Source organism: Pantoea sp. JZ2 (genome assembly GCF_035191405.1).
In the GTDB taxonomy this organism is placed as follows: domain Bacteria; phylum Pseudomonadota; class Gammaproteobacteria; order Enterobacterales; family Enterobacteriaceae; genus Pantoea; species Pantoea stewartii.
The window spans coordinates 3103215-3115977 of record NZ_CP045247.1; the positions used below are offsets into that span (position 1 = coordinate 3103215).

General features: G+C 52.6%; 14 protein-coding genes. 9 read left to right on the top strand and 5 right to left on the bottom strand.

What is annotated here, in order from left to right; all coding sequences use genetic code 11:
• Window positions 1-456: 456 nt before the first annotated feature.
• The 4 genes from murJ to rimJ all read right to left on the bottom strand — a co-directional run bounded on the left by murJ (window position 457) and on the right by rimJ (window position 4288).
• Complete coding sequence (gene murJ, locus GC087_RS14930; RefSeq protein ID WP_324028645.1) at window positions 457-1995, bottom strand: murein biosynthesis integral membrane protein MurJ; 1539 nt, start codon at window positions 1993-1995, stop codon at window positions 457-459.
• A 121-nt stretch (window positions 1996-2116) separates the two neighbouring features.
• Window positions 2117-3037: a Gfo/Idh/MocA family protein gene (locus GC087_RS14935; RefSeq protein WP_324028646.1), complete on the bottom strand. Its 921-nt coding sequence runs from the start codon at window positions 3035-3037 to the stop codon at window positions 2117-2119.
• The gene (locus GC087_RS14940; protein ID WP_324028647.1) at window positions 3038-3682 is read right to left on the bottom strand and encodes a YceH family protein; all 645 of its coding nucleotides are present in this window, start codon (window positions 3680-3682) and stop codon (window positions 3038-3040) included.
• Between the two features lie 15 nt (window positions 3683-3697).
• A complete protein-coding gene (rimJ, locus tag GC087_RS14945; RefSeq protein WP_033737566.1) occupies window positions 3698-4288 on the bottom strand; it encodes a ribosomal protein S5-alanine N-acetyltransferase in 591 nt (196 codons plus the stop codon).
• A gap of 408 nt (window positions 4289-4696) precedes the next feature.
• Between rimJ and GC087_RS14950 the strand changes: the two genes are divergently transcribed.
• From GC087_RS14950 to GC087_RS14985, 8 genes are all read left to right on the top strand, one after another.
• Window positions 4697-5260 (top strand): lipoprotein, encoded by a 564-nt coding sequence (locus GC087_RS14950; protein WP_058701396.1) that lies wholly within the window; start codon window positions 4697-4699, stop codon window positions 5258-5260.
• Window positions 5261-5417: 157 nt separating this feature from the next.
• Window positions 5418-6461 (top strand): dihydroorotase, encoded by a 1044-nt coding sequence (gene pyrC / locus GC087_RS14955; RefSeq protein ID WP_006118806.1) that lies wholly within the window; start codon window positions 5418-5420, stop codon window positions 6459-6461.
• Window positions 6462-6523: 62 nt separating this feature from the next.
• Window positions 6524-6769 carry a DNA damage-inducible protein I gene (gene dinI, locus GC087_RS14960; protein WP_006118805.1) on the top strand — a complete coding sequence of 82 codons (246 nt, stop codon included), beginning with the start codon at window positions 6524-6526 and terminating at the stop codon, window positions 6767-6769.
• Window positions 6770-6911: 142 nt separating this feature from the next.
• Entirely contained in the window at window positions 6912-7184 is a 273-nt protein-coding gene (locus GC087_RS14965) for a hypothetical protein (RefSeq protein WP_006118803.1), read from the top strand.
• A gap of 245 nt (window positions 7185-7429) precedes the next feature.
• The gene (gene bssS / locus GC087_RS14970) at window positions 7430-7684 is read left to right on the top strand and encodes a biofilm formation regulator BssS (RefSeq protein ID WP_006118802.1); all 255 of its coding nucleotides are present in this window, start codon (window positions 7430-7432) and stop codon (window positions 7682-7684) included.
• A gap of 96 nt (window positions 7685-7780) precedes the next feature.
• Window positions 7781-8899, top strand: coding sequence for an N-methyl-L-tryptophan oxidase (solA, locus tag GC087_RS14975; RefSeq protein WP_006118801.1), 1119 nt, complete (start codon window positions 7781-7783; stop codon window positions 8897-8899).
• 291 nt (window positions 8900-9190) lie between these two features.
• Window positions 9191-9766: a cytochrome b gene (locus GC087_RS14980; protein WP_324028648.1), complete on the top strand. Its 576-nt coding sequence runs from the start codon at window positions 9191-9193 to the stop codon at window positions 9764-9766.
• Window position 9767: 1 nt separating this feature from the next.
• Window positions 9768-10343 (top strand): YceI family protein, encoded by a 576-nt coding sequence (locus tag GC087_RS14985; protein ID WP_324028649.1) that lies wholly within the window; start codon window positions 9768-9770, stop codon window positions 10341-10343.
• 39 nt (window positions 10344-10382) lie between these two features.
• Here GC087_RS14985 and GC087_RS14990 read toward each other — a convergent pair whose 3' ends face one another.
• Window positions 10383-11432 carry an oxygen-dependent tRNA uridine(34) hydroxylase TrhO gene (locus GC087_RS14990; protein ID WP_033737572.1) on the bottom strand — a complete coding sequence of 350 codons (1050 nt, stop codon included), beginning with the start codon at window positions 11430-11432 and terminating at the stop codon, window positions 10383-10385.
• 260 nt (window positions 11433-11692) lie between these two features.
• Between GC087_RS14990 and GC087_RS14995 the strand changes: the two genes are divergently transcribed.
• Window positions 11693-12616: a Kdo(2)-lipid IV(A) acyltransferase gene (locus tag GC087_RS14995; protein ID WP_324028650.1), complete on the top strand. Its 924-nt coding sequence runs from the start codon at window positions 11693-11695 to the stop codon at window positions 12614-12616.
• Window positions 12617-12763 lie beyond the last annotated feature (147 nt).

Consider the following 12763-nt stretch of genomic DNA (forward strand, 5'->3'; position numbering starts at 1 on the left):
GAGGACAGGATTTACGCCAAAACGGACTTTTGAATCAGTTTCTTACAACATTATGGGCTTACCGCCCGAAGCGATGTCAGACGCTAAATAGCAACGAAAAAACATGAATTTTTTATGACAATACGCTGTAGACAGGCTTTTCGACGCGCCGTATTAACGCCTTGCGCCTGATGAGTCAGTAACGGCGTGCCCCATCCATTATCGGGTATCGTCTCTTTGGCAACCCGCTGAGCGGATTATTCACCTGAAGATGCCTACAGGTCTGCTGCGATAGCTGTTCCAGGCCAGCAAAAGGGATGACAAAGGTTCGTGGCATCGCCGGGCGTGATGAAATGACCGGTCTGGCACAGAATCCATTGTTAGTCCGGCCAGCACTGCGCAGGTTTATGACAAAAAGGCCGTAATGTTATCCATTACGGCCTGGATTACGGCATTAACCATTGAAGGGTTTCATGGTCAGACGGCGGTACGGCGAGCATAATCCCGCAGTCGGAAGCCCATCATGCCCAGGGCCAGGAAATAAGCGCCGCCGCCTACCGCACAGACGAGAGCCAGCCGCAACAGGCGCCATAGCATGTTGCCCTGCTCCCAGTCCGGCATCCAGTACAGCATGCCTGACAGCGCGGCCGCCATGACGATTACCGCCACCAGTAAGCGAATCAGAAAACCGGCCCAGCCAGGCTGAGGTTGAAAGATTTTCTTTTTACGCAATTGCCAGTAGAGCAACCCAGCATTGAGGCAGGCACCCAGACCAATGGAGAGTGACAGTCCGGCGTGCTTCAGCGGGCCAATAAAGGCCAGATTCATTAGCTGGGTCGCGATCAGCGTAACAATCGCAATTTTTACCGGCGTTTTAATGTCCTGACGGGAATAAAAGCCCGGCGCCAGGACTTTAACAACGATCAGTCCCATCAATCCCACCGAGTAGGCAATCAGCGCACGCTGTGTCATAGCGGCATCAAAGGCAGTAAATTTTCCGTACTGGAACAGCGCGACAGTCAGTGGACCGGATAACATACCCAGCGCCACCGCACTGGGCAACGCCAGTAAAAAGCACAAACGCAGGCCCCAGTCCATTAAGCGCGAGTACTCTTCATGGTGGCCACTGGCGAAACTTTTTGCCAGAGAAGGCAATAAAATCGTGCCCAGCGCCACGCCTAACACGCCGGACGGAAACTCCATCAGGCGGTCAGCGTAATACATCCATGAGACAGAGCCCGAAACCAGGAACGAGGCAAAAATCGTATTGATGATCAGTGAGATCTGACTCACTGAAACCCCAAGAATTGCCGGCCCCATCTGGCGCATCACGCGCCACACGCCAGCATCACGCAGGTTGATCCGCGGCAGGACCAGCATGCCCAGCTTTTTCAGATGCGGTAACTGATAGCCCAGTTGCAGCAGTCCGCCGACCACCACCGCCCACGCCAGCGCCATGATGGGCGGATGGAAGTGCGGTGCGGCGAACAGCGTAAAGCCGATCATGCTGATATTCAGCAGCGTGGGGGCAAACGCCGGCACCGAAAAACGGTTCCAGGTGTTTAATATGGCCCCAGCCAGCGAAGCCAGCGAAATCAGAAGAATGTAGGGGAAAGTGACGCGCAGCAGCGCGCTGGTCAGGGCAAATTTATCAGCTGTATCGGCGAAACCCGGTGCCGTCACCAGGATGACCCAGGGGGCGGCAACCATGCCTGCGACGGTCACGAGCGCCAGCGCCAGGGTCAGCAGACCGGAAACGTAGGACACAAAAAGCCGCGTAGCCTCTTCGCCCTGCTTACTTTTATACTCGGCCAGAATAGGAACAAATGCCTGCGAGAAGGCTCCTTCAGCAAAAATACGCCGCAGAAGATTAGGTAGTTTAAACGCAACAAAGAACGCATCGGTCGCCATGCCGGCACCAAACACCCGTGCCACGATGGCATCCCGGGCAAAACCCAGCACGCGGGAAAACAGGGTCATTGAACTGACCGCTGCCAGCGATTTCAACAAATTCATAATTGACGGGGCATCCTGAAAAGAATCGGCAAAATGAGTGACTTAGCACGGGTCCTGTCACACGTCGGGCGATAGTCTACTGCGATCGCGTGAAATGACCAGCACTGAGTGTTACAAGGCGTTATTCCCGTTCCGCGTCACGCCACATGGATTCGACGATACGTTGCGCCAGTAGCGCCTGCTCACCACTCGTTTCCGGCTTTGTCTGATTTTCGATGCAGTGAACAAAATGTTCTGCCACGCCCACAAATCCGCGCTGAGCCAGGTGGCTCTGCCAGGCGGCAGGTGGCGTGATCACTACGCCTGCACCGCACTCTTCCTGCCAGTCGCGCATGTCATGAATATCAATGCATTTGCCATCACAGATGGCGCTGATACGTTCGCGCTGGCTGCCTGCCCGACGATGCATACTGGTGGTTACCTGCAATACACCCGCATTGAAATGGTGCTCGGCGTAAAGCATCTGTCCCTGTTCATTGGTCGCAATATGGCCCTGACGGGGCAGCGCACGGCCTCCTGCCAGCCACAGAGCCGTATCAACGACATGCAGGTAATCATCTAACAGTGTAAAGCGCAGATCCTGTGGACCCACGCTGTCGCTGCGGTGTTTTTCGATACGCAGCGCAGCGGCGGAGTGCATTTGTGTTTTCAGTTGCTGATAGCAGGGCGCGAAACGCCGGTTAAACGCCACCATTAGCTTTCGTTGTTTCTTTTCGGCCAGCGCGACCAGGGCCTCTGCCTGATTCAGGGTTTCTGCCAGCGGTTTGTCGACACAGACATCCTTGCCAGCCTGGAGCAGTGCTTTGACCACGTCGTAATGGCTGGCCGTACTGCTGTGCACAAATACGGCGTCACAGGCGGCAGCCAGATCGGTCAGTGAAGGGAAGCAGGTGATACGGTAGCGGTCACAGACGATGCGGGCGTTGGCCTGATTCGGCGAAAATGCACCGACTAACTGCCAGTTATTTGCCTGCGATAACACAGGCAACCAGGCCTTTTGGGCAATACCGCCCAACCCAACAACACCAATGCGAATCGTCATTTATTGTTCTCTATCCAGTAATTGCGCCAGTTGTGCCTGAAGATCGGCAACCTGTTGCTCAAGCGCCTCAACCCGATCCCGCAGCGCGGCATCGTCCGCCGTGGCTGGGTGTTGCTCCAGCGCCCCGAGTTCGGCCTCATCAGCAAACATGTGCATAAAACGGCTTTCACGTTTACCCGGCTCCCGCGCCAGGCGCATGACCATGGGCCCCTCAGCGCGCGACATCAACGTGTCCAGCGTCTGTTCAACGTCGCTGACGTCGGCAAACTCATGCAAACGCCCACTCCGGGTCCGCAGTTCACCAGGGGTTTGTGCGCCACGCAGGAACAGCAATGTGAGAACGGCAACTTCTGCGCTACTGAGCTGTAAATTACCGAAGGCGGAATTGCAGAAGCGTTGCTCGTATTTCACCACACGCTGGCCGAACCCGCTGTTGGCGGTCACCAGATGCTTTTTAATCAGGAGATCGAGCTGATCCTGCACGTCGCTTTCGCTCAGCGTCATCACGGGCTCGCGATTAGATTTTTGATTACAGGCGGTAAGCACGCCATTTAATGAAAGAGGATACTGTTCCGGTGTGGTGATTTGCTTTTCCAGCAGGCAACCCAGCACGCGCAACGCATGCGCCGACAAGGTCATCTTCATTGCGAACTCCTCATTTTACCCACGACGATTGGGTGTCCATTCCTTGCTGGTCAGCGCAGTCAGGACATGATCCTGCCACTGACCGTTAATCATCAGGTAGTTTTTAGCATAGCCCTCTTTTTCGAATCCCAGGCGGGCCAGCAGGTCACCACTGCGCTGGTTATGCGGCATGTAGTTTGCCATGATGCGGTGGATATATTGCTGGCGCTGCATATAGCGAATCGCCGACTGCAGCGCTTCAAACATCAGGCCCTGCCCTTGCCACTTCTCGCCAAGCGAATAGCCAAGATAGCAGGCATGAAAGGCACCGCGCAGGACATTGCTAAAATTCGCCACGCCACGCACTTCCGTTTCATTGCTGTCCATTAAAATAAAATAGAACGCCGAGCCCTGTTTATGCATATCAGCGATCAGGCCCAGCCGGGCTTGCCAGCCAGAGGGATAACAGTGGCTGTCATCACGCACCGGTTCCCAGGGTTTAAGGAAGTCACGGTTTTCCGCGTAATAGTCGGCTAAACGCCATGCATCGCGTTCATGAACCAGTCTTACCACCAGCCGCTCGGTCGTGAGTCGCACCCTTGGTGCGGCAGAACGATAGCCAAACATCATCTCTCCTGAAGTCCATGGCGGGAAGGAAATGCCAGTCATTGATAACTTTCACTATAACCGCCGCCAGGTCTGCGGTAAAACGTTACGCATACCACAACAGCCAGGTCGCTGAATTATCGTCCGGCCCACCGTGCAGCGCAGACGCGTCAAAAGACCTGTTCATATCTCCGATCCAGAAAACTGGTTCGGTAACCACATCGGTTTCTTAACCCTGTGCGCTGTCACTGCCCCGCCGCGTAAGAAGCCGTGGGTGCCGCAAGCCTCCCGTTTTAACAGCGGAAGATCGGGACACTTTCTTCCGGAAGGCATTTTCGGCAAATCCATATCATCCCATTCCTGATGACAGACGGTTTGCATTCAGGCAGGCTATGCCACGAGCGAGTTTTTCAGTTAAACGAGGGAAGTATGAAGACGGTTTTTCACGGGCTGGTTGCCCTGTTTTTAGCGGTTTTACTGAGTGGCTGTAATCAGTTAACGCAATACACAATTAGCGAACAGGAAGTCAATCAGGCCCTGCAAAAACATAATAACTTCGAAAAAGACATTGGCGTATCAGGTCTGGTCAATGCCCATATTGTGTTAACTAACCTGAATAGCCAGATTGGTCGGGACGTGCCAGGCAAAGTCACCTTATCGGGCGATGCCAAAATTAATGTCTCCTCACTCTTTGGTCCGCAACAGGCCGATATGCAGCTCAAAATGCGTGCGCAGCCAGTGTTTGATCAGCAGCAAGGAGCCATATATTTGCGCGATATGGAAATCGTCGATGCGCAGGTTCAGCCCGAGAAAATGGCCTCTATTATGAAAACCCTGACGCCTTATCTGAATCAGTCGTTAAAAAGCTACTTTGATCAGCACCCGGCCTACGTGCTGAGCGCCGATCGCAGTAAAGCGGAATCGCTGGCGAAAAAATTCGCGAAAGGGCTGGAAGTGAAGCCTGGTGAACTGGTCATCCCCTTCACCGAATAACCGCCTGACAGGCAGCTTTACCGTCATCTTATCCGCGCCTTCAGGCGCGGATTTTTTTAAAAAAAGAAAAACAGGTGCAAACGGTTGCCTAAGTCCTTATGCTTATAACCCGGCCTAAACACGCCTTTCGTTTATTCTACTTGCCGGAGCCGCATTCATGACCGCACACCCTCAGCAACTTACTATCCGCCGTCCAGATGACTGGCATATCCATCTTCGTGATGATGATATGCTCAACACTGTGCTGCCCTATACCAGCGCAGTCAATGGTCGTGCTATCGTCATGCCCAATCTGGTTCCGCCGGTAGTCAGCGTCGCGGCGGGCGAAGCTTATCGCAATCGCATTCTGGCTGCCTTACCTGACGGGCACGCTTTTACCCCCCTGATGACCTGCTACCTGACCGACTCGTTAGAGGCCGATGAGCTGGCCCGCGGTTTTCAGTCGGGATTGTTCACGGCCGCCAAACTGTATCCCGCTCATGCCACGACCAATTCAAGCCATGGTGTCACCAATATTGCTTCGATTGCCTCAGTGCTGGAGCGGATGCAAACGCTGGGAATGCCGCTGCTGGTGCACGGTGAAGTGACGGACTCGCACATCGATATTTTTGACCGCGAAGCCCGCTTTATTGAAACGGTGATGGAACCGCTACGCAAACAGTTCCCCGCGCTGAAAGTGGTGATGGAACACATCACGACCAAAGATGCAGCTGACTATGTGGAAAGCGCCAATGAAAACCTGGCGGCAACGATTACGCCGCAGCATCTGATGTTCAACCGCAACCATATGCTAGTCGGGGGTATCCGCCCTCACCTGTACTGTCTGCCGATCCTGAAACGCAATACGCATCAGCAGGCGCTGCGCAGGATTGTCGCCTCCGGTCATCCCCGTTTCTTTCTGGGTACCGACACCGCGCCTCATTTGCGCCATCTGAAAGAGAGCAGCTGCGGCTGTGCGGGTGTGTTCAACGCCCCTACCTCCCTGCCCGCGTACGCCACCGTATTTGAAGAGCTCAATGCCCTGCAGCATTTTGAGGCATTTTGTTCTGAAAATGGTCCGCGTTTCTATGGCCTGCCACTGAACGAAGGCACCCTTACGCTGGTGCGTGAGCCATGGACGGTAGAAGAAAGCATTGCAATGGGCTCTCATACGCTGGTGCCTTTCCTGGCCGGGGAAACCCTCAACTGGCGTATAAAATAATTTCGCTTGCCTCCGCTATATTTATACTGTAATTATATACAGTATCTTATGCGGAGGCTTTTATGCGTGTTGAAATTACCGTTGCCAAAACCCAACCTCTTCCCGCTGGTGCGATGGAAGCCCTGAGCCAGGAGCTGTCGCGCCGGATCGATGAACAATTTCCGCAATTCACCAATCAGGTCAAAGTGCGTTACGCCACGGCGAATCAGCTGAGCGTAATGGGCGGTGACAAAGACACGCGTGAACAAATCAGTGAAATCCTGCAGCAAACGTGGGAAAGCGCTGACGACTGGTTCATTACCGATTAACCGCCACTGTGCTGTTTTTACCGGGTTTCGCCACCCGGTTTTTTTATCTTCATTTATGCCTGACTAACCGCTTGCCCATCTGGACTCCGAATGACCAATGCCCTATGCTGGCGCTGATCATGCATAAAAGGAGTTTCATCCCATGACTACAGATAAACCCGAAGAAGCCATGACCTTTGGCGAGCTGCTGACGCTCATCGGTGAACAGCAACGCCGCTTGACGGTGCTGGAAAACGCCTTTTCCAGCCTGATTTTCTGTCTTGATGACCGGGCCAGTCAGTTACTGGTGCATAATCTTTCGCTTGAAGCGCAAAATCAAAACCATGATGAGCAATTGCAGCAGCAGTTTGCGCGCCTTGCAGAGACATTACAAAAACGTAGCGGTTCAGCAGGCGTTGAAACTTCCCCTCTTTAACCCTGTTTAACGACCTTAATAAGCCTTTTTTATTGTTCAATTAGGACAATTGCACGCCCGGTATTCAGGTATTATATCTTCTCAGCCTGACTGTTTTAGAGATAATCATTCTGCATTCAGGCTTTCCATGATACGTTTTAATCAGTGAATCGCCATTTTGCTGTTATAATTGTTTCGCAGTGGAGATTAAAAGCCGCATTGAACCTCATCATGCACTTCGTTTAACGAGTAATAAGGAGGTTATAATGGACAGTCGGAAAGATGTAATTCAGACCCATCCTCTGGTGGGCTGGGATATCAGTACTGTTGACAGCTATGATGCGATGATGATCCGTCTGCACTCCCTTTCGTCGCAGGATCAAACTGAAGAAGACGCGGACGTCGGCCCGACCTACTGGCTGACGACAGATGTAGCCAGGCAATTTATCTCTATTCTCGAAGCGGGTATCGCTAAGATTGAATCTGCCGAGCAAGTAGAACGACTACGAAAGAAGCATTAATACTGCTGCATCAGCGAGGCACCCACCCGGGTGCCTTTTTTCATGGACTTTCTGGTATGCTATTGATTATGTAACCCTTTCAGGAGTTCCATTTTCATGATTTACGATCTCATTGTGGTCGGTAGCGGTTCAGTGGGTGCAGCGGCTGGCTATTATGCGACCCAGGCTGGCCTTTCCGTGCTGATGATTGACAGCGCACATCCTCCCCATCATCAGGGTGCTCATCACGGAGAAAGCCGTTTGATTCGTCATGCCTATGGCGAGGGCGAACGCTATGTACCGCTGGTATTGCGTGCGCAAACGTTGTGGGATGAACTGGAACAGCAGGCGGGCGAGCGCATTATGCATCGTTGCGGTGTCCTGAATCTTGCGCCTGTCCAGTCTGAATTTATTCAAAACGTCGTAAGCAGCGCCCAAACCTGGCAGCTCCCTGTCGAGGTGCTGCAGGCGGCTGACGTGCGCAAGCGCTGGCCACAGCTGGCGGTTCCTGACGGATATCTGGGCGTTTTCGAACCAAACTCTGGCTTTTTAAAAAGTGAACAGGCGGTTCGAAGCTGGATACAGCTGGCAGAAAAACAGGGCTGCGCGCAGTTGTTTAACTGCCCGGTTACTCAGATCCGGCGTGACGGCGAATTGCAACAGGTTACCACGCTCGATGGCCTTTACCGCGGGCGCAAACTGTTGGTCAGTACGGGCACCTGGGTGAGTAAACTGGTCCCCGATTTGCCCATCGCCCCTACGCGTAAAGTGTTTGCCTGGTATCAGGCTGATGGCCGCTACAGTGAAAACAATGCGTTTCCTGGCTTCACCTGCGAAATGCCGGATGGCAGTCAGTATTATGGTTTCCCGGCGGACAACAATGCTTTAAAAGTCGGTCGTCATGATGGTGGTCAGCTAATGACAACACCTGAAGACCGCAAGCCGTTCGGCAGCCTTTCCGCCGATGGCAGTGAAGCCTTCCGGTTTCTCCGTCAGTTTTTACCGGGCGTTGGGGTTTGCCTGCACGGTGAAGCCTGTAGCTATGACGTGAGTCCTGATGAGGATTTCATCATTGATACACTGCCGGGCGAACCGAATCGTCTGATCATCACCGGTTTAAGCGGACATGGCTTTAAATTTGCCAGCGTGTTGGGTGAACTCGCCAGTCAGTTTGCACAGAATAAACCGTTCAGTTTCGATCTTACCCCTTTCCGTTTATCGCGTTTTCACGCCTGACCGTACGGCGCGCGTGCAGTGCACCGCGCCGCATTGACACAGATTTACACGCCAGCCCGTTTTACCGCTTTTTCTTCTGCCATCCAGGTGTTTCAGAGATGTTTTCTCCCTCAGTCACATCATGCCGCCGCCAGACAAGGGCGTTTATTCAATAATCCTGCGCTTAGTCAAATCGGTTCACCAAACCCATTGCACCAGCAACAATAAATTTATAGAAAAGTAAGCATCATTGATTTTGTGTTTCATTCTGTAGATTCTTGTTTCCACGTATTCCTTTAGTGCTGTAGCACAATGTCGCTGACAAATTCCTCCACCCGTTACGGTTTACTCACGATTTTTCTGCACTGGTCAATGGCCGTGGTTATTTACGCCATGTTCGCGCTGGGCCTGTGGATGGTTGGCCTGAGTTATTACGACAGCTGGTACCATAACGCGCCTGACATTCATAAAAGCATCGGCGTGTTATTAATGCTGGCGCTGGTCATCCGACTGGTATGGCGTGTGCTTTCGCCGCCCCCTGAACCGTTGCGTAGCTATTCTCCTGCGGTGCGCTTCGCGGCAGTGTTCGTGCACTGGCTGCTTTACAGCCTGCTTATTGCCCTTCTGTTAAGTGGCTATCTGATCTCGACTGCGGATGGCAAACCCGTGTCTGTTTTCGGTTGGTTCTCGTTACCGGCATTATTCAGTGGAGCGGGTGAACAGGCGGATTTAGCAGGAAATATTCATCTGTGGCTGGCGTGGAACATCGTGGTGCTGTCGGTGTTGCATGGTCTTGCCGCGTTAAAACATCACTTTATTGACCGCGATATCACCCTGAAAAGGATGCTGGGACGGCGCATCCACTCTCCCTCTGAAAAGGAAAAATGATATGTTCAAAAAAACGCTTCTGGCTGTTACCGCTACTGGCCTGCTGCTGGGATCAATGACCGCTAATGCCGCCGATTACAAAATCGATAAAGAAGGCCAGCACGCCTTTGTTCAGTTCCGTATTCAGCATCTGGGCTACAGCTGGCTGTATGGGACATTTAAAGATTTTGATGGCTCATTCACCTTCGATGCAGACAATCCCACCGCCGATAAAGTCGATGTCACGATTAAAACCAACAGCGTGGATACCAACCACGCCGAGCGTGACAAACATATTCGTGGCCCTGAATTTTTGAACGTGGCGAAACATCCCACCGCGACGTTCAAATCGACTTCCGTGAAAAAAGACGGTGACAAACTGGCGGTCACCGGGGATTTAACGCTGAATGGCGTGACAAAACCGGTGACGCTGGAAGCCAAAATGATGGGCGAAGGAAAAGATCCGTGGGGCGGTTATCGTGCCGGTTTTGAAGCTGAAGGCGAGATTGCGCTGAAAGACTTTAATATCACCCATGACCTGGGCCCTGCCTCGCAGAACGTCGAGTTAATTATCTCTGTTGAAGGCGTCCGTCAGTAACAAAACACCCGCCTGAAGTCGGCCTTCAGGCGGGGTCGGTTATTTCCGCGTCGGTGCCGGAATGGTCATATTCAGCAAGCCACGCGACTTGTTAAAGATTTTATTACCATTCTCACGTCCCGCCCGACGGGCACGCTGTTCTTCAGGCGACAGACGGGCTTCTTCCTGGCACAACGGGCTACAGCAGTGCTCATACTTCTCGGCACAACTTTCGCACTGTATAAACAGTAAGTGACAACCATCATTGACGCAGTTGACGTGCGTATCGCAGGGCTCACCACACTGATGACAATGCGCCAGAACATCATCCGATATACGCTCGCCCATGCGTTCATCAAAAACAAAGTTTTTACCTTTAAAACGCACCGGTAAATTTTGTTCCCGCGCCCGACGTGCATATTCAATAATCCCACCCTCGACATGATAAACATCCTGAAAACCGTTGTGTCGCATCCAGGCGCTGGCTTTTTCACAGCGAATCCCTCCGGTGCAGTACATCACGATTTTTTTGTCTTTCTTGTCTTTGAGCATATCCACGGCCATGGGCAGCTGATCGCGGAACGTGTCGGCAGGCACCTCTAATGCGTTATCGAAACGCCCGACTTCATACTCATAATGATTGCGCATATCGACAAAGACCGCATCAGGATCGTCGAGCATGGCGTTAACTTCGGCCGCTTTCAGGTAGTTGCCGACATTACTGGCATCAAAGGTGTCGTCCTCAATCCCGTCAGCCACGATGCGATCGCGCACTTTCAGGCGCAGCACCCAAAACGACTTGCCATCATCATCCAGCGCAATATTCATGCGCAGATTGTCCAGCGCGGGATCAAAGCCGTACAAAAAGGCTTTCATAGCCTCGTACTGGCTGGCTGGCACGCTGATCTGCGCATTGATGCCCTCATGGGCAACGTAGATGCGACCAAACACCTTTAATGCGGTTAACCCGACATAGAGCGCATCGCGAAAGGCTTTGGGATCGGCAATGGTGAAGTACTTGTAAAAAGAGACTGTGGTGCGCGGTTCGGTTTCGGCCAACATACGCGCCTTCAGCTCTTTATTGGAAACAAGGTTGTGTAACACTGGCATGGTGTTCGTTCCTGTTATCAATAGAAGAAATTTAGCGCGCACATGATACCTGAAATGAAAAAAATGCGAAGCGTATAAGAAAAATTGATAGGTAAAACGGTAAATTTCGTTGCGCGATGGTGTTGTGCCCTCATTTTCATCTTCTGCAACACCCGGAGAAATGCTCTAACATTTCAGCCGCGGGGAAAAAAATGGCACAATAACCGCAACTGACGAATAACAGCACCGCAGGTGCACGACGCAGGATAACAGTATTCAAGATGACCCAATTGCCTCAATTTTCACGTGCACTTTTTCATCCCCGCTATTGGTTGACCTGGTTGGGTATCATTTTTCTCTATATTTTTGTCCTGTTACCTTATCCCCTGCTCTACGCGCTGGGTAGCGGTATTGGCCGTATCGCTATGCGGTTTATGAAGCGACGTGTGGCCATTGCTCGCCGCAACCTGGAACTGAGCTTTCCGGATATGCCGACCAACGATCGTGAAGCCATGATTAAGCATAATTTTGAATCTGTGGGCATGGGTCTGATTGAAACCGGCATGGCGTGGTTCTGGCCCGACTGGCGGATTCATAAATGGCACACACCCTCCGGTCTGGAACATATTCAGCAGGCCCATGATACCCAGCGCGGCGTGTTACTTATCGGTATGCATTTCCTGACGCTGGAAATTGGCGCGCGTATGTTTGGCATTCATAATCCCGGTATTGGCGTTTACCGGCCGAATGACAATAAATTAATCGACTGGTTACAAACCCGCGGTCGTATGCGCTCCAATAAAGGCATGCTGGATCGTAAGGACCTGAAAGGCATGATCCGGGCCTTAAAACGTGGGGATATCATCTGGTATGCGCCCGATCATGATTATGGTCCCCGCAGCAGCGTGTTCGTCCCCTTCTTTGGCGTCGACAAAGCCGCCACCACCGTAGGGACACATATGTTAATGCGTACCGGAAAACCGGCGGTTATCCCGTTTGTGCCGCGCCGTCTGCCGGAAGGACGCGGTTACGAGTTGATCATTTTGCCTGATGTCAGCGCTGATTTTCCGCTGACCAGCGAAGAAGACACCGCCGCGCGCATGAATAAAGTGGTGGAAGAAGGCGTACTGCTGGCACCTGAGCAGTACATGTGGCTGCATCGCCGCTTTAAAACCCGCCCTGAAGGCGAACCCTCGCGCTATTAACCTCACCGCTGCCCGACACCGATGCGGGCAGCGCTTTTCCCTTACGGGGTGGTAAACCGTTTGTTCTGCACCCGACCTGGCGGTACGACCTCGCCCTGCCCCCATTCCACCGTCGGGCATGCCCTTCATGTTAAGCTGGATAATGCG

Bases quoted from the DNA above. Each gene is read 5' to 3' on its own strand.
- murJ (WP_324028645.1), bottom strand. From the start codon at position 1,995: ATGAATTTGTTGAAATCGCTGGCAGCGGTCAGTTCAATGACCCTGTTT.
- GC087_RS14935 (WP_324028646.1), bottom strand. From the start codon at position 3,037: ATGACGATTCGCATTGGTGTTGTTGGGTTGGGCGGTATTGCCCAAAAG.
- GC087_RS14940 (WP_324028647.1), bottom strand. From the start codon at position 3,682: ATGAAGATGACCTTGTCGGCGCATGCGTTGCGCGTGCTGGGTTGCCTG.
- rimJ (WP_033737566.1), bottom strand. From the start codon at position 4,288: ATGTTTGGCTATCGTTCTGCCGCACCAAGGGTGCGACTCACGACCGAG.
- GC087_RS14950 (WP_058701396.1), top strand. From the start codon at position 4,697: ATGAAGACGGTTTTTCACGGGCTGGTTGCCCTGTTTTTAGCGGTTTTA.
- pyrC (WP_006118806.1), top strand. From the start codon at position 5,418: ATGACCGCACACCCTCAGCAACTTACTATCCGCCGTCCAGATGACTGG.
- dinI (WP_006118805.1), top strand. From the start codon at position 6,524: ATGCGTGTTGAAATTACCGTTGCCAAAACCCAACCTCTTCCCGCTGGT.
- GC087_RS14965 (WP_006118803.1), top strand. From the start codon at position 6,912: ATGACTACAGATAAACCCGAAGAAGCCATGACCTTTGGCGAGCTGCTG.
- bssS (WP_006118802.1), top strand. From the start codon at position 7,430: ATGGACAGTCGGAAAGATGTAATTCAGACCCATCCTCTGGTGGGCTGG.
- solA (WP_006118801.1), top strand. From the start codon at position 7,781: ATGATTTACGATCTCATTGTGGTCGGTAGCGGTTCAGTGGGTGCAGCG.
- GC087_RS14980 (WP_324028648.1), top strand. From the start codon at position 9,191: ATGTCGCTGACAAATTCCTCCACCCGTTACGGTTTACTCACGATTTTT.
- GC087_RS14985 (WP_324028649.1), top strand. From the start codon at position 9,768: ATGTTCAAAAAAACGCTTCTGGCTGTTACCGCTACTGGCCTGCTGCTG.
- GC087_RS14990 (WP_033737572.1), bottom strand. From the start codon at position 11,432: ATGCCAGTGTTACACAACCTTGTTTCCAATAAAGAGCTGAAGGCGCGT.
- GC087_RS14995 (WP_324028650.1), top strand. From the start codon at position 11,693: ATGACCCAATTGCCTCAATTTTCACGTGCACTTTTTCATCCCCGCTAT.